Consider the following 15,236-nt stretch of genomic DNA (forward strand, 5'->3'; position numbering starts at 1 on the left):
CTTCAGGCGCGGCTCAACTGCACCGCCAGAATCCCCAGGGCGGTGATGGCGACACCAACCAGATCCCAGGGGCCCAGCGTCTCCCCCAGAAGGACGGCCGCGATCGCCACCCCGAAGGCGGGGTTGAGAAAGTGGAAGGTCGCCGCCCGCACCGCACCGATCCGCCCCACCAGCGCGAACCACAGAAGTGTCGCGGCAAGGCCCGGGATCAGACATTGATAGACAAAGGCGATGATCCAGCGGGCAGAAAGTGTGATCTCGGGCGTTTCGGTCAGGGCCGAGACAAGGCCAAGCGCGCCCGCGCCCACCAGCATCTGCAGCCCCACGATCATCAGCAGATTGCCGCTGCCCGATGCGCCGCGCACCGACAGCGTGGCAATCGCCAGCGCCAGCGCACCCAGAATGCAGATCGCGACACCCAGCGGATCAGCCCCGCCCGACAGCCGCGTCCCCATGATCAGCAGCACCCCCGCCATGCCCGTCACCAGCCCCAATAGGCCAAGCGGTGAACTGCGCTGCCCCAGGAAGGCCCAGCCCAGCCCCGCCACGATCAGCGGCATGGATGAGGCGATGATCGCGGCCAGCGATCCGTCGATCCATTGCATCGCGACGAAGTAAAGCCCGAGATACAGCGCGTTCTGGCAAAGCCCGAAGATCAGGACCGCGCGGGCCTGCGTGCCGCGAAAGCCGCCCGGCAGGTGCCAGCTTTGCCCCATGGCGCGGGCCAGTGCGACAGCAATCAACCCCGTCACCAGAAAGCGCGCGGCCAGCGACATCAGCGGCGGCGCATCGGCCACGATGATCTTGGCTGTGGCAAAGGCCGAGGACCACATCAGCACGAAGCCGATACCCATGAGGATGGCGCGCAGGTCCAAGGCGGTGCCCCTTTTTTCATCGCAAAGGCCGCCCGGGCGGGGCGGCCCCTGTCAGTCCGGAATGCGGGCGGGCGATTGCCCTGCCAGCGCCCCCGGCGGTGATCGGTCTGTCGGGGCCCGGTCGCGGCGATCCGCCGGTCCGGGCGCTTCCGCGATCAGCCGTTCACGCTGTCTTTCAGAACCTTGGCGATGGTGAATTTCACCTGCTTGTCGGCGGCCTTGGTCATGGTCTCGCCGGTCGCGGGATTGCGAACCTGACGCTCGGGGCGGGCGCGGCAGGCAACCTTGCCCAGACCCGGCAGGGTAACGGCACCACCTGCGGCGACTTCACGCGCAACAACGGCGGCAATGGCATCCATCGCGGCACCGGCGGATTTCTTGTCGCCGCCCATTTCTTCGGCAACGGCGGCAATCAACTGGGTTTTGGTCATCGGTTTCACGGTCATGTCGGATCTCCTGTTCCTGCCCCCTGCAACCGGGGCGATCTCTTGCTGCCCAAGGGCGACCAAGCCGCTACACAGGTTTTTGCGGCCCAGTTCAAGCAGAATTTCCCTCTGCGTGGGTTTTTCCCGCCTTGCCGCCGCGTTCGGCGCCTTGTCCGCCCCGTGCGGCCGCTGACATCGGCAAGGCTCCGCCCATATCCGCGTCACAGAAAGGCGGTTTCCTCAAAACTGCGCAGCTTGCGGCTGTGGATGCGTTCCAGCGGCATGTCGCGCAGCCGTTCCATCGCGCGGATGCCGATCTGCAGATGCCGCGCGACCTGTGTGCGGTAAAAATCCGAGGCCATTCCGGGCAGCTTCAGTTCCCCGTGCAGCGGCTTGTCGGACACGCAAAGCAGCGTGCCATAGGGCACGCGGAAGCGAAACCCGTTGGCGGCGATGGTGGCGCTTTCCATGTCCAGCGCAATGGCGCGCGACTGGCTGAGCCGCTTGACCGGGCCAGACTGGTCGCGCAACTCCCAGTTGCGATTGTCGATTGTGGCCACCGTGCCGGTGCGCATGATGCGCTTCAGCTCATACCCGTCAAGCTGCGTGACATCGGCCACGGCCTCTTGCAGCGCGATCTGGATTTCCGCCAGCGCCGGGATCGGCACCCAGATCGGCAGATCGTCATCCAGCACATGATCCTCGCGCAGATAGGCATGGGCCAGCACGAAATCGCCAAGGCTCTGACTGTTTCTGAGACCTGCGCAATGGCCCACCATCAGCCAGGCATGGGGACGCAGCACAGCGATATGGTCGGTCGCGGTCTTGGCGTTTGAGGGGCCGACCCCGATATTGACCAGCGTGATGCCCTGACTGTCGGCGCGTTTCAGGTGGTATGCCGGCATCTGCGGCATCTTCATCGGGCCGAAGGCCGGGGCGTCGGCGCGGGTGATGATCTGGTTTCCGGGCGCGACAAAGGCGGTATAGCCGCTTTTCGGATCGGCGAGCGCGGCGCGGGCGAAGGCCTCGAACTCATCAACATAGAACTGATAGTTGGTGAACAGCACATGGTTCTGGAAATGGTCGGGGTCGGTGGCGGTGTAATGGGCCAGCCGCGCCAGCGAGTAATCCACCCTTTGCGCCGAAAAGGCCGCCAGCGGAAAGGATCCGTCGGCAAAGACCGTGCGCGTGCCGTTGACGATATCATCATTGGTTGTCGACAGGTCGGGCACGTCGAAGATGTCGCGCAGCGAGAAGTCCAGAACCCCTTCTTGCGGGATCGCGACCTCGGGGCTGCCGGCCAGCGCGAAATGCAGCGGGATCGGCGTATCCGACAGGCCGATCTGCACCGGCACGCGATGGTTCTGCATCAAGAGACCAAGCTGCTGGATCAGGTAATGACGGAACAGGTCGGGCCGGGTGACGGTTGTCGAATAGATCCCGGGCCGGGCGACATGGCCAAAGCTCAGCCTGCTGTCAGTCTTGTCGAAGGAGGTCGTGGCCAGCCGGATCTCGGGATAAAACGCGCGGATGCGGCTGGTCGGGCGGGTTCCGGCCACAGCGGCGCCGAAATGGCGGGCCAGAAATCCGGTTGCGGTGGCGTAAAGCTCTTCCAGCCGCGCCACGGCCTTGGCGGGGTCGGTGAAGGTCGCGGTTCCGGGCATTTCCGGGGTCTGGAAGGATGGATTCAGATCGTCATGCATCGCAGGGGTCTTTCAATTGATCCGGCATCTAACCCGAAACCGGGGGCAGGGGGCAAGCCCCCCGCGTGCAGGGCGCATCTGCGGGTATCCGGGGTCGTGGCCCTGCCGCCGCCCGCAGCTTTGCGTGACAATGTGACAGGGCGGTATCGTGCGCCCCTGATCTGCGCGGGGCGGGCCTTGCGCTGGCCGGGGCCTGCGGGAATACTGCCCGGATGACGGTGCTTCTTTCCCTTGGTCACGGCTATTCGGCGCAGGCGCTGGCACGGCTTCTGCTGCCGCAGGGCTGGCAGGTCATCGGCACGACGCGCAGCGCCGTGAAGGCCGCCGATCTGGCGGCAACCGGGGTGGAGCCCTTAATCTGGCCGGGCGAACCCATCGCCCCGGCGCTGGCGCGTGCCACGCATATCCTGTCCTCCATCGCGCCCGGGGCCGGGGGCGATCCGCTGCTGGCAGCACATCGTGACGAGATCGCGGCCGCCGCGCCGCGCTGGGCGGGCTATCTGTCGACCACCGGGGTTTACGGCGACCATCAGGGCAGCTGGGTGGATGAGACAACGCCCCTGACCGCCGGAACGCAGCGCGGCAAATGGCGCATCAAGGCCGAGGCGGAATGGCAGGCGCTGGGTCTGCCGCTGCATATCTTCCGCCTTGCCGGCATCTACGGCCCCGGGCGCGGCCCGTTCGCCAAGCTGCGGGAAGGCAGCGCAAGGCGGATCGTGAAGCCGGGGCAGGTCTTTTCCCGCATCCATGTCGAGGATATTGCGCAGGTGCTGGCCGCCTCGATCGCGCGGCCCGATCCGGGGGCGGTCTATAATCTGTGCGATGACGACCCCGCCCCGCCCGAGGATGTGATCGACCATGCAGCCCATCTGCTGGGCCTGCCCTCCCCCCCGGCCGAGGACTGGGACAGCGCCGAGATGACGCCGATGGCCCGCAGTTTCTATGCTGAAAGCAAGCGGGTGCGGAATGACCGCATCAAGCGTGATCTGGGCATCCGTCTGCTTTACCCCGATTACCGCAGCGGTCTGGCCGCCCTTTTGCGACAGGGAGACTGATCCGTGCGACTGATCTGCCCGCGCCGGGGTGTTTGCGAGGTGCGGTCACAGGCAGGTTTCGGGGCGGAAACCGGGCGGAATCGCGCTGTCCCGCCCGTCCAGCACAAGGTCGATCACGGTTTCGGCCAGAAGTGGCGCCATGCCGAACCCGATTTTGAACCCACCATTCAGGATGAAATGCCCGGGCCGGTCTGGCCAAGGCCCGATGATGGGCGCGCGGCTGCGCGCGCGGGGGCGCAGCCCGGCCCAGCGGTCGACCACAGGGGCGGTGATCAGACAGGGCAGCGCGTTCCGGGCACGGTCGATCAGGGTATCAAGGCGGGAATCGGTTGCGGCGGGATCGTCCCACTCGTTTTCCGAGGTTGAGCCGATGGCAACCGTGCCATCGGAATGGGGCACGATATGCAGCCCGTCCACGAAAAGCTGCGGGGCGTCGCGCGCGTCATGGCGCAGAAGCGCGGCCTGTCCTTTGACACCCACTCCGGCAGGGCGGCCCGCCGCATTGGTCAGCGCGCCAAGCCCCGCAACACCGGTGGCCCAGATCTGCGGGCCGCCGGATTGTGCTGGCGCAGATCCCGGGCCGGACAGGATTTCGGCCCCCGCCGCCTGCAACGCGGCAATCAGCGCCGCCAGCGCCGCACGCGGCTGCAGGCGGGCCGACAGCGTGTCGCGGATCAGCCAGCCCGAGGCGCTGAAGGGTTCCCATGGCGCGCCGGTTGCCGGGATCACCGCCCAAGTCGCGCGGCCCTGCCACAGGGTCCGCGCCGTTGCGGCGCGGATATGGGCCAGCGCAAGAGCCGCGTCATCGGCCACGGGTTGCAGGCGTCCGGTCCGGGCATAGCCCGGATCGCGCCCGCCTGCCGCTGTGACCGCCTGCCACCAGTCCCCGGCCATCAGCAGGCTGTGCAACTGAAACGCCTTCTTGTCGTTCCAGGTCTCGGGAACATGCGGCGACAGCGCGCCCACCGTGCCGCCGCTGGAGCCCGCGCCGGGGCGGTCCATCTCGATCACCCGCACCTTGACCCCGCGCCGCACTGCCGCCCATGCAGCGGAAAGGCCGAGGATTCCCGCGCCATGCACGGTCAGATCCGGCGTTGCCATTTCCCCTCTCCTGTGATCCTTGGTCGGGCAATATTGGTTTAGGCGAAATGACCCCTCCCGACCAGAGCGTGCTGCCCGGACAGGTGGCAGAAATCGAATGGCAGGCGGGCGGCGTGCCTGTCGCAAGCCGCTTTGACGATCCCTATTTCAGCCTTGCCGACGGGCTGGCGGAAACGCGGCATGTATTTTTGGCGGGCAATGACCTGCCAGCGCGGTTTCGCCCCGGGTTCCATATCGCCGAACTGGGCTTTGGCACCGGGCTGAACATGCTGGCCACGCTGATCGCGGCGGGGGATGTGCCGCTGCGCTATACCTCTTTCGAGGCCTGGCCGATGGCGGCACAGGATATTGCCCGCGCGCTTGCGGCCTTCCCCGAGGCGGCTGCGGTGGCGGGGCCGTTTCTGGATCACTGGGCCGCGGGGCGGCGGCATTTCAGCCTTGGTTCGCTGCAGGTCGAGGTGATCGTGGGCGATGCGCGCGAGACCCTGCCACGCTGGCAGGGCCGGGCCGATGCATGGTATCTGGACGGGTTTTCGCCTGCCAAGAACCCTGAACTGTGGTCCGGGGACCTGATGGCCGAGGTCGCGCGCCACAGCGCGCCGGGCGGCACCTTCGCCACCTATGCGGCGGCAGGGTTCGTGCGGCGCGGCCTTGCAGCGGCTGGGTTCGCGGTGGAACGGCGCAAGGGCCACGGCGCCAAGCGCCATATGAGCGTTGGAGTGCTGCGACCATGACCCAGCAGAACACCCGTCTGGGCATCTTCCTGATGATCGCGACGGTTTTCGTCTTTTCGCTTCAGGACGCATTCGCGCGCTATCTGGGCTTTGGCTATTCGGTGCTCATGATCATCATGGTGCGCTACTGGTTCTTTCTGGGCTTCGTGATGGTGCAGGCCGCGCTGAAGCGTGAAGGTTTCCGCGCCGCGATCCGCACCCGGCATCCCTGGCTGCATCTGGCGCGTTCGGTCGTGTTGATTACCGAGATCTGCCTGATGGTGCTGGCCTTCAGCCGGATCGGGCTGATCAATTCCCATGCGATCTTTGCCGTCTGTCCGCTGCTGATAGCGGCGCTTGCCGTGCCGGTGCTGGGGGAAAAGGTCGGCTGGCGGCGCTGGCTGGCGATTTTTGCCGGGATGGTCGGGGTCTGGATCATCCTGTCGCCGACCAGCGGGGTGTTCACCACGGATGCGCTGCTGCCGCTGATCTCGGCGCTGCTGTTCGCGGTCTATTCGCTGCTGACGCGGCTGGCGACGCGGGATGAAAGCGCGTTTGTGTCCTTCTTCTGGTCGGGTGTGATGGGGGCGGTGATGATGACCATGGTGGGGCTGCCCTTCTGGGAATGGATGCCGCCCTTCGACTGGCTGATGCTGGGGATCTATTCGGCGCTGGCCTTGTTCGCGCATTACCTGCTGATCCGCTGCTATGACGTGGCAGAGGCCTCGGCGGTGCAGCCCTTCGCCTATTTCCAGATCTTCTTCATCGCGGTGATCGGCATCGCGGTCTATGATGAGGAACTGCGATCAAACGTCGTGATCGGCGGCGGCATCGTCATAGCGGCGGGCCTGTTCACCGTGATCCGCAGCCGCGCCAAGGCACAGGGCAAGGCGCAAAGGGTCGCGCAGCGATGACCGGTGCAAGATGATCGGGAAAAGATGACCGAACAGAATACCCGCCTTGGCATCATCCTGATGCTGATTGCCACCGTTGTCTTTGCCGTGCAGGACATGCTGTCGCGCCATCTGGCGGGCAATTACAATGTCATCATGGTTGTGATGGTCCGCTACTGGTTCTTTGCGGCCTTCGTCATCGTGGTGGCGGGCCGCAAGGCGGGGGGGCTGCGCGCCGCGGTGAAGACGGCGCATCCAGTGCTGCAACCCTTCCGCGGCGTGCTGCTGGCGGTTGAGATCTGTGTACTGGTCGTGGGCTTCGTCATGCTGGGACTGGTCGAGGCCCATGCGATCTTTGCCTGCTACCCGCTGCTGGTGGCCGCGCTTTCGGGTCCGGTCTTGGGCGAAAGCGTGGGCTGGCGGCGCTGGGCGGCGATCGGGGTCGGGTTTATCGGCGTTCTCATCATCCTGCAGCCGGGGTTCCGGGTGTTTTCACCCTGGGCGCTGGTCTCGCTGACGGCGGCGTTCATGTTCGCGCTTTATGCGCTGCTGACGCGCTATGTCGGCTTGCGCGACAGTGCGGCGGTGTCCTTTTTCTGGACCGGCACGGCGGGCGCGGTCGCGATGACGCTGGCCGGGATCTGGTTCTGGGAACCGATGAGCTCGCCCGACTGGGGCTGGATGGCGCTGCTTTGCGTCACCGGGGCGCTGGGGCATTATCTGCTGATCCGGGTTTTCGAGGTGGCCGAAGCCTCGGCCGTGCAGCCCTTTGCCTATTTCCAGCTGGTCTTCGGCGCGATGGGCGGCATGATCGTCTTTGGTGAAACGCTTCGGCCGAATGTCGCCCTTGGCGCGGCCGTGGTGATCGGGGCGGGGCTGTTCACGCTCTGGCGGCAGCGTGTGAAGGGCTGAAGGGCGGGCGGCATCGGATGCGCTGCCTGCGGGCCGCGACAGGCTGTTTTTGCCGGATGCGGTGCATATCGCGCGGCAATCGGCAAAACGGGCCACCAAACGGATCAGGAAACGCATCACCGGAAATTTCGGGCGTGCAGCCTTTTCCGGGCTTTGAAATCGCGGCAATTCGACGATCCGCAGGGCGATGCCGCGCGCGTCCTGCGCCGCGATCAGGGCGACCGGCCCAGACCGTGACGCCGCGTTTGCCGTGACTTCGCCCGCAGGGCACGGCAGGATCGCGGGCGAAACGGGGAGGGCCGCATGACCGATTATCCGCATCTTCTGGCGCCGCTGGATCTGGGTTTTGTCACCCTGCCGAACCGGGTGTTGATGGGGTCCATGCATACCGGGCTGGAGGAAACCGGTGACTGGGGCCGGGTGGCAGAATTCTATGCCGCAAGGGCGCGGGGGGGCGTGGCCCTGATCGTGACCGGGGGCATAGCACCCAATCCTGAAGGGGGCGTTTTTCCCGGTGCGGCGGGGCTTTATACGGATCGCGATATCGCCAATCACCGCATCGTCACCGATGCTGTCCATACGGCGGGCGGACGCATTGCAATGCAGATCCTGCATGCCGGGCGCTATGCCTATGGCAAGGAATGCGTGTCGGCCTCGGCAATCAAATCCCCGATTTCCCCCTTCCTGCCGCGCGAACTGGATGAGGCGGGGATCGAAAAGCAGATCGCCGATATCGTCACCGCCGCCACCCGCGCCAAAGAGGCGGGCTATGACGGGGTGGAGGTGATGGGGTCCGAGGGCTATTTCCTCAACCAGTTTCTGGTGCGCCATACCAATCACCGCAGCGACCGCTGGGGCGGTGCCTATGAAAACCGGATGCGCCTGCCGGTCGAGGTTGTGTCCCGTGTGCGCGCTGCCGTCGGCCCGGATTTCATCCTGATCTACCGCATCAGCCTGATTGATCTCGTGCCCGATGGCTCCACCTGGGAGGAGGTCGTGCAGCTGGCAAAGGCCATTGAGAGCGCGGGGGCCACTATCCTGAATACCGGGATCGGCTGGCATGAGGCGCGGGTGCCGACAATTGCGACATCGGTTCCGCGCGCGGCCTTCACATGGCTGACCGGGCGGCTGCGCCCCGAGGTCGGAATTCCGGTCATCGCCTCGAACCGCATCAACATGCCCGATGTGGCCGAGGGCGTGCTGGCCTCGGGGCAGGCTGACATGGTGTCGATGGCGCGGCCCTTCCTTGCCGATCCCGATTTCGTGGCCAAGGCGGCATCGGGGCGCGCGGCGGAAATCACGCCCTGCATCGCCTGCAATCAGGCCTGTCTGGACCATACATTCAGCGGCAAGCTGACCTCGTGCCTTGTCAATCCGCGTGCCTGTTCGGAAACCGAACTGCGCTATGACCCTGCGGCCGTGCCGAAATCGGTGGCTGTGGTGGGGGCCGGGGCCGCGGGCATGTTCTGCGCGCTGGTGGCGGCGGAGCGGGGGCATCGCGTGACATTGTTCGAGGCGGATGCCCTTATCGGCGGACAACTGAACCTTGCAGCGCAAGTGCCGGGGAAAGAGGAATTTCACGGGCTGTTGCGCTGGTTTTCCACGATGCTGGAGCGATCAGACATCACGCTGCGGCTGGAAACGCGGGCAGGCGCGGACACCCTGCGCGGCTTTGACGAGGTGGTGATCGCCACCGGCATCCTGCCCCGCGATCCCGGCATCGAAGGGCAGGCACATGCGCTGAGCTATATAGACGTGCTGCGCGGTGCGCCGGTGGGGCCGCGCGTGGCGGTCATCGGGGCGGGCGGCATCGGGTTCGACGTGGCGGAATATCTGGTCCATTCCGGCCCCAGCCCGACCGAAGACATCGCGCTCTGGCGCCGGGAATGGGGCGTTGGCGATCCGGCCCAACAGGCGGGCGGGCTGGCACCACAGGGGCCGCAACCCGAACCGCCGGCCCGCCGCGTGCATCTGTTGCAGCGCAAGCCCGGCAAACCGGGCCGCAGCCTTGGCAAGACCACCGGCTGGATCCACCGGGCGGCGCTGGCAATGAAGGATGTGACCATGCGCGGGGGCGTCACCTATGACGCGATCACCGCCGACGGGCTGCAGATCACCACGCCCGAGGGGGCGGAACTGCTGCAGGTCGATACGGTCGTGCTCTGCGCGGGTCAGGTTTCCGACAGGCGTCTGTCGGAGGACCTGACCCGCGCAGGCATCGCCCATCATGTCATCGGCGGGGCCGATGTGGCGGCCGAACTGGATGCCAAACGGGCGATAGAACAGGGAGCAAGACTTGCCGCGCGGTTGTAAACCGTTCGGCGCAAGAGGGTGGAGGTGGCCCCGGGGCGGCAGCCACCTCCGTGCCGGGCCTTACTGGCCCAGCAGACCGGCGGTCACGGCGGCCTCATATTCCGCCATATCCACCTGCCCGTCGCCGGATGTGTCGATCTGGCCAAAGCTTTCATCGGTCAGGGAGGGATAGGCCGCCTGCAACTCCTCCATCGACCACAGCCCGTTGCCATCCACATCGGGGATTTCGGGGGCTGCGGTCTGTGCCAGCGCGGGACCGGCCAGCAGCGCGGTGGCAAAGGCAAGCGTCGGAATCATGCGTTTCATCGTCTTTCCTTCCATAGTGAAGGCGAACGTGCTGTCCGCTGGGATTTGAGCTAAGGAAAGACAGAATGATTTTCCATCCCAATGCCAATACTGGCATTTCTGTGGGCTTCATGCTGCCGATGTGACCTTGCTGCGGAACATTTTCCCGCGCATCGTGCCGCCCTGACCATTTTTCCGCCTGTGTGTCGCGATGGATTTGGCATCAGGCAGCCGACAGACCGGCCCCCCTGGAACCGCTGGTTGTTTCGCTGCCATGAACGATCCCTCAGAATACCCCGGACTGGTCGCGCCTTCGCCCCTTTCCTGCCCGATTTGCCCCGCAGGAAGAAAGCCAGAGGCTGCTGCCAGTGCATTGGGGACAAGAATGGACCGACTGACCGAAATGGAAGCGTTCGCCACCGTGGTGGATCAGGGTGGGTTCACGGATGCCGCCAAGAAGATGGGCATCTCGAAATCTGCGGTGTCCAAGCATGTTTCGGCGCTGGAGGCCCGACTGGGCGCGCGCCTTCTGAATCGCACGACACGGCGCGTAAGCCCCACGGAAATCGGCCTTGCCTATTATGACCGAGCGCGCCGCGTGCTGAATGACGCAGGTGAGGCGGATGCGCTGGTCACCTCGATGCAATCGGCCCCCTCGGGGCTGCTGCGCATTTCGGTCGCGACCGATTTCGGCGTCAATCTGCTCTCGCCGATTCTGGGGGATTTCCTGCTGGAATATCCCGACATCACCGTGAACATGGTGCTGAACAACCGCTATGTCGAACTGATCTCGGAAGGGTTCGACATGGCCGTGCGGATCGGGGAACTGGAAGACAGCAGCCTGCGCGCGCGCAAACTGACCGAAACGACGAAGCGGATGATCGCCTCACCCGCCTATTTCCAGCGCTATGGACGGCCCATGCGCATCGACGATCTGAATGAACACAAACTGCTGCATTATTCCAATCAGGCCAGCGGCAATGTCTGGAAAATCCCGGCGCCCTCCGGCGAAAAGCGGCAGGTGCGCACGGCGGGCTGGCTGACGGTGAATGATGGGCAATCGCTGCTGAATGCCGCGATCTCGGGGCTTGGCATCGCCTATCTGCCCTCTTTCCTTTACGCTCAGGCGATGAAAGAGGGGCAGATCGAAGAGGCGATCCCCGGTCTGCCGGTGGAAACGCTGGGCATCTATGCCGTCTATCCGCCGGGGCGCTTTACCCAGCCCAAGGTACGGGCCTTTATCGACTTTCTAGCCCGGCGCTATTCCGATAAGGGGCCAGACATCTGGTAATGCAAAGCGCATCGCGCAAGACAAACATCGTCCGCAGGGGGCCTTATATCAGGGCCATGACGGTGAAAGCGCACTGACGACGGAAAGGTGGGACGGCCGGTATCCCTCCCGGCCCAACGACAGACTTCCGTCACCGGGTCGAGGTCACGATGGCCTCGACCCGTCTGTTTCGCATCCGGCCCTGCTCGGTCCGGTTATCGTCGCGCGGGGACAGATACCCCACACCCTCTGCCGCGATCCGGCCCGCGCTGATGCCATATTGCTGCACAAGCGTATCGCGCACCGCCTCGGCCCGGCGTCGGGACAGAATGACATTTCCCTGCAGCGCGCCCGAGGCATCGGTATGGCCGACCAGCGTGACACTGCGTCCGGCATCGGCGCGCAGCCAGTCGGCAAGCCGCTTCAGCGCCGTGTCATCGCCGCCGGTCAACCGCGCCTCACCCGATGCGAATTCCAATCCCTCAAGGACCAGCCGCCCCGCATCATCCAGCGCCTCTGCCGGGGCAGCGCCCCCGGGGGGCAGAGCCGTTGCGCTGCGATTGGCGGTCGAAAGCGTGGTGGCGACGCCGGATCCGTTCGGGGGGGCTGATGCGCCTGTCGGGCGCGGCGGGGGTCTGTCCGGAGTCTGCCCATCGGCTGACGCGGCCCCGGCCATGGGCGGCGAAACCTGCACGATCTGCACATGACCTGTCCGCACCGAACGGCTGACCAGCACAGTCACCGCCTCATCCCGGCCGCGTGTCGCGGCCAGAAAGCGGTAATCGCCCAGATCCACATGCATGTCGGGTTCGGGCAGAATTTCGGTTGCAAAGCGGAAATCGAAACCACCGCAGGCGGTGGCTGCGCATTCAAGGCCGATGTCATATCCTGCCGCGCGCAACTGGTCACGCAGCGGGGCGATCAGACCCAGCGTTCCCTCGGTATTGTCCTCGATGCGATAGGCGCGGCGAAGGATCTGGCCCTCACGCTGTTCGACGGGCAGGATACCGTTCTGCCAGATGCCGGTCGGCAGTGCATAGCTGGACAGAGCGGCCATTTCGGCGCGGGTCTCGGTCGTGGATGGCGGAAGGATCAGGGAAAGGTCGGAGGCAGCGACAGGGCGCAGCGCGCCCATGGCCACAAGGCAGACCGTGCCGCAGGCCATGGCCTGCCGCCAGTTGCGGCCCCGATATCCGGTCCCGGCCTGCCCGGGCCTTTTGCGCCTCACGCCTGTGATCCTGTCAAACTGCTTCAACTGGCCTGCATCATCCGGCCTGCCTCAGCCGGTAATGATACTGTCCCACAAGCGTCATTCCGAGGGAAGCATAGAGCGCGCGGGCCGGGCTGTTTGATTCGGTCACAACCAGACTTAGCCCTTTTGCCCCATTATCCAGTGCCCATTGGGCTGCCATCCGCAAGATGTTGTTGGCGGAACCCTGCCGACGCATCGCGGGCAGCACCTCCAACGCATGCAGCATCGCCGTGTCTTCGTGAATTGCGGCAAAGGCGACACCCGCCGCGCGGTCATGCCTGCGGCCCAGCAGGGCGCATTTCGGGCCATGGACCCGATCCATCACCGCAAGGCGGCCCGGTCCGATCCCGGCCTCGGCCCAGATATCGCGGGCAATTTCCAGGGGCGGCCAATGGGCAAAGGCCGTCATCGGATCGGGGGCGGGGCTGGCGATCGTTGCGGCGTCGCCGTGATAGGCCACAACGGGGTCTTTGACGACATAGCCGCGCGCATCCAGCGCTGCGTCCAGCGCATCATCGCCTGCGCGGATCATGAACAGCGCAGGCTGGCCAAGTGCCGCCATTGCATGTTCGGCCAGTGCGATGTCATCCGGCACCCAGCCGCCCTCGGCCGTTGCGGCAGATACGCGCTGCCCGCCGCCCTGACCCTCGCGGATTGCCCAGGGGCCGACGCGGTGACGGAAGGCCGGAGGCCATGACGCCTCCAGCAGATCATAAAGCGCCTGCGGCGTCATTCCCCGAACAAAGCCGCCAGCCGCGTCATCGCGGCATCGACCTGCGCGCCATCCGTGCCCCGGATCACCAGATTGGTGCCATAGGCGCCATTGGCCTGAAACGGATAGGACCCCATTGAAAGGTCGGGAAACTCCGCCGCCAGCGCGCCGAAGGGGGCCGCGACCTCGCCCTCACCGCGCATCACGCGCAAGGACTGGCTGAGCAGCGGCGCACCACCCGTCAGCGTGGGCAGGACCGTCGCAACCATCGCCTGAAAGACATTGGGAACGCCCGCCATCACATGCACATTGCCGAGGGTGAAGCCGGGGGCGATGGAAACCGGATTGTCGATCAGGGTCGCGCCATCGGGAATGCGCGCCATGCGTTTGCGCGCCTCGTTGAACTCCATCCCCTGCCGGTCGTAATGCGCCTGCATCAGCGCCATTGCATCGGCGCGATGAGAGATGGCCACGCCAAAGGCCGCCGCGACCGCATCGGCGGTGATATCGTCATGGGTCGGCCCGATCCCGCCCGAGGTGAACACCGTGTCATACCGCTCGCGCAGGGCGTTCAGTGCCTCTATGATGCGCGGCGCCTCATCGGGGACGGCGCGCATCTCGGAGAGGGTGACGCCGATGCGCGTCAGTTCTCCGGCGAGGTGATGGGTATTGCCGTCGCGCGTGCGGCCCGACAGGATTTCATCGCCAATGACCAGCATGGCGGCGGTGGGATTGGGCATCGGGATCTTCCTTGCGGTTTCTGCCTTTGGTATAAGACTGCCGCCCCCCCGTTTCAAATGGCAAACCGCCCCTCTGGCCATTTGCGGCAGGGCGTCCTATCTAGGGCGCAGGAAAAAACGGACGGAACGGGACCGGTGGACGACACGCGCGGACGCATCACGAAAGACGGGATCCGCATCCATGAGGATGCCGATTTTGCGGGAATGCTGGCGGCCGGCGAGGTCGCGGCCGGGATCCTTGACGATGTCGGGGCATTGGTAGTGCCGGGTGTGACAACGGCGGAATTGGATGATTTCATCACCGCCGAAGTGACGCGGCGCGGTGTTGTGTCCGCCACGATCGGTTACAAGGGCTATCGTCACGCCTCGTGCATTTCGGTCAATCATGTGGTCTGCCACGGTATTCCGGGCGGCAAGGTTATCAAGGATGGCGATATCCTGAATATCGACGTCACGGTCATCAAGGATGGCTGGTTCGGCGATACCAGCCGGATGTTTGTGGCCGGAGCCGCATCGCGCAAGGCGGCGCGGCTGATCGAGGTCACGCATGACGCGCTGATGCGCGGGATCGAGGCGGTGCGCCCGGGTAATACCTTTGGTGATATCGGGGCGGCGATCCAGTCCTATGTCGAGGCGCAACGCATGAGTGTGGTGCGCGATTTCTGCGGGCACGGGCTGGGCCGGGTGTTCCATGCGCCCCCCAATGTGCTGCATTTCGGCCGCCCCGATACCGGGCCCGTGCTGGAGGAAGGCATGTTCTTCACGATCGAGCCGATGGTCAATCTGGGGCGGCCCGAAACCAAGGTTCTGGCCGATGACTGGACGGCGGTGACGCGGGACAAGTCACTGTCGGCGCAGTTTGAACATTCGGTCGGCGTGACGGCTACGGGATGCGAGATTTTCACCCTGTCGCCTGCCGGGAAATTCCTGACCGGGGTCTGACGCTGTGGTTTCCCGGTCGTCCTTGCGGATCGCAGGGATCAACCG

16 protein-coding genes are annotated in these 15,236 nt (G+C 65.3%); 8 read left to right on the forward strand and 8 right to left on the reverse strand.

Features of this window, described 5'->3' with window-relative positions; genetic code table 11:
- Positions 1-2 precede the first annotated feature (2 nt).
- The 3 genes from JL811_RS01695 to JL811_RS01705 all read right to left on the reverse strand — a co-directional run bounded on the left by JL811_RS01695 (position 3) and on the right by JL811_RS01705 (position 3,003).
- Positions 3-875, reverse strand: a complete 873-nt coding sequence (locus JL811_RS01695; protein WP_202686540.1) for a DMT family transporter — start codon at positions 873-875, stop codon at positions 3-5.
- 155 nt (positions 876-1,030) lie between these two features.
- Complete coding sequence (locus tag JL811_RS01700; protein ID WP_237684724.1) at positions 1,031-1,321, reverse strand: HU family DNA-binding protein; 291 nt, start codon at positions 1,319-1,321, stop codon at positions 1,031-1,033.
- 200 nt (positions 1,322-1,521) lie between these two features.
- Positions 1,522-3,003 (reverse strand): AMP nucleosidase, encoded by a 1,482-nt coding sequence (locus JL811_RS01705; protein WP_202686542.1) that lies wholly within the window; start codon positions 3,001-3,003, stop codon positions 1,522-1,524.
- Between the two features lie 212 nt (positions 3,004-3,215).
- Here JL811_RS01705 and JL811_RS01710 point away from each other — a divergent pair, with 212 nt between their 5' ends.
- Positions 3,216-4,058: an SDR family oxidoreductase gene (locus JL811_RS01710; RefSeq protein ID WP_202686544.1), complete on the forward strand. Its 843-nt coding sequence runs from the start codon at positions 3,216-3,218 to the stop codon at positions 4,056-4,058.
- A 45-nt stretch (positions 4,059-4,103) separates the two neighbouring features.
- Here the strand turns inward: JL811_RS01710 and JL811_RS01715 are convergent, their stop codons facing one another.
- Complete coding sequence (locus JL811_RS01715) at positions 4,104-5,159, reverse strand: NAD(P)/FAD-dependent oxidoreductase (RefSeq protein ID WP_202686546.1); 1,056 nt, start codon at positions 5,157-5,159, stop codon at positions 4,104-4,106.
- 47 nt (positions 5,160-5,206) lie between these two features.
- Here JL811_RS01715 and mnmC2 point away from each other — a divergent pair, with 47 nt between their 5' ends.
- The 5 genes from mnmC2 to JL811_RS01740 all read left to right on the forward strand — a co-directional run bounded on the left by mnmC2 (position 5,207) and on the right by JL811_RS01740 (position 9,990).
- On the forward strand, positions 5,207-5,893 hold the full coding sequence (gene mnmC2 / locus JL811_RS01720; RefSeq protein WP_202686548.1) for a tRNA (5-methylaminomethyl-2-thiouridine)(34)-methyltransferase MnmC2: 687 nt from the start codon (positions 5,207-5,209) through the stop codon (positions 5,891-5,893).
- Positions 5,890-6,786 (forward strand): DMT family transporter, encoded by an 897-nt coding sequence (locus tag JL811_RS01725; protein ID WP_202686551.1) that lies wholly within the window; start codon positions 5,890-5,892, stop codon positions 6,784-6,786. Before mnmC2 ends, JL811_RS01725 begins: the two co-directional genes overlap by 4 nt.
- A 24-nt stretch (positions 6,787-6,810) precedes the next feature.
- The gene (locus tag JL811_RS01730) at positions 6,811-7,677 is read left to right on the forward strand and encodes a DMT family transporter (protein ID WP_202686553.1); all 867 of its coding nucleotides are present in this window, start codon (positions 6,811-6,813) and stop codon (positions 7,675-7,677) included.
- A gap of 78 nt (positions 7,678-7,755) precedes the next feature.
- Complete coding sequence (gene ccoS, locus JL811_RS20225; RefSeq protein ID WP_202687158.1) at positions 7,756-7,914, forward strand: cbb3-type cytochrome oxidase assembly protein CcoS; 159 nt, start codon at positions 7,756-7,758, stop codon at positions 7,912-7,914.
- 66 nt (positions 7,915-7,980) lie between these two features.
- A complete protein-coding gene (locus JL811_RS01740; protein ID WP_202686555.1) occupies positions 7,981-9,990 on the forward strand; it encodes an NADPH-dependent 2,4-dienoyl-CoA reductase in 2,010 nt (669 codons plus the stop codon).
- 60 nt (positions 9,991-10,050) lie between these two features.
- Here the strand turns inward: JL811_RS01740 and JL811_RS01745 are convergent, their stop codons facing one another.
- The gene (locus tag JL811_RS01745) at positions 10,051-10,296 is read right to left on the reverse strand and encodes an EF-hand domain-containing protein (protein ID WP_237684725.1); all 246 of its coding nucleotides are present in this window, start codon (positions 10,294-10,296) and stop codon (positions 10,051-10,053) included.
- A 364-nt stretch (positions 10,297-10,660) separates the two neighbouring features.
- Between JL811_RS01745 and JL811_RS01750 the strand changes: the two genes are divergently transcribed.
- Positions 10,661-11,566, forward strand: coding sequence for a LysR family transcriptional regulator (locus JL811_RS01750; RefSeq protein ID WP_202686557.1), 906 nt, complete (start codon positions 10,661-10,663; stop codon positions 11,564-11,566).
- A 130-nt stretch (positions 11,567-11,696) separates the two neighbouring features.
- Here JL811_RS01750 and JL811_RS20230 read toward each other — a convergent pair whose 3' ends face one another.
- Genes JL811_RS20230 through JL811_RS01765 form a run of 3 tightly spaced genes read right to left on the reverse strand, consistent with a single transcriptional unit; the run spans position 11,697 to position 14,249 of the window.
- Entirely contained in the window at positions 11,697-12,773 is a 1,077-nt protein-coding gene (locus JL811_RS20230) for an OmpA family protein (protein WP_202686559.1), read from the reverse strand.
- A 37-nt stretch (positions 12,774-12,810) separates the two neighbouring features.
- Positions 12,811-13,530 (reverse strand): GNAT family N-acetyltransferase, encoded by a 720-nt coding sequence (locus JL811_RS01760; protein ID WP_202686561.1) that lies wholly within the window; start codon positions 13,528-13,530, stop codon positions 12,811-12,813.
- Positions 13,527-14,249 (reverse strand): competence/damage-inducible protein A, encoded by a 723-nt coding sequence (locus JL811_RS01765; protein WP_202686564.1) that lies wholly within the window; start codon positions 14,247-14,249, stop codon positions 13,527-13,529. Before JL811_RS01765 ends, JL811_RS01760 begins: the two co-directional genes overlap by 4 nt.
- A 135-nt stretch (positions 14,250-14,384) precedes the next feature.
- Here JL811_RS01765 and map point away from each other — a divergent pair, with 135 nt between their 5' ends.
- The gene (map, locus tag JL811_RS01770) at positions 14,385-15,191 is read left to right on the forward strand and encodes a type I methionyl aminopeptidase (protein ID WP_337924697.1); all 807 of its coding nucleotides are present in this window, start codon (positions 14,385-14,387) and stop codon (positions 15,189-15,191) included.
- Positions 15,192-15,236: the final 45 nt, after the last annotated feature.

The sequence above is a fragment of the Szabonella alba genome (genome assembly GCF_016765775.1).
GTDB classification, from domain to species: domain Bacteria; phylum Pseudomonadota; class Alphaproteobacteria; order Rhodobacterales; family Rhodobacteraceae; genus Szabonella; species Szabonella alba.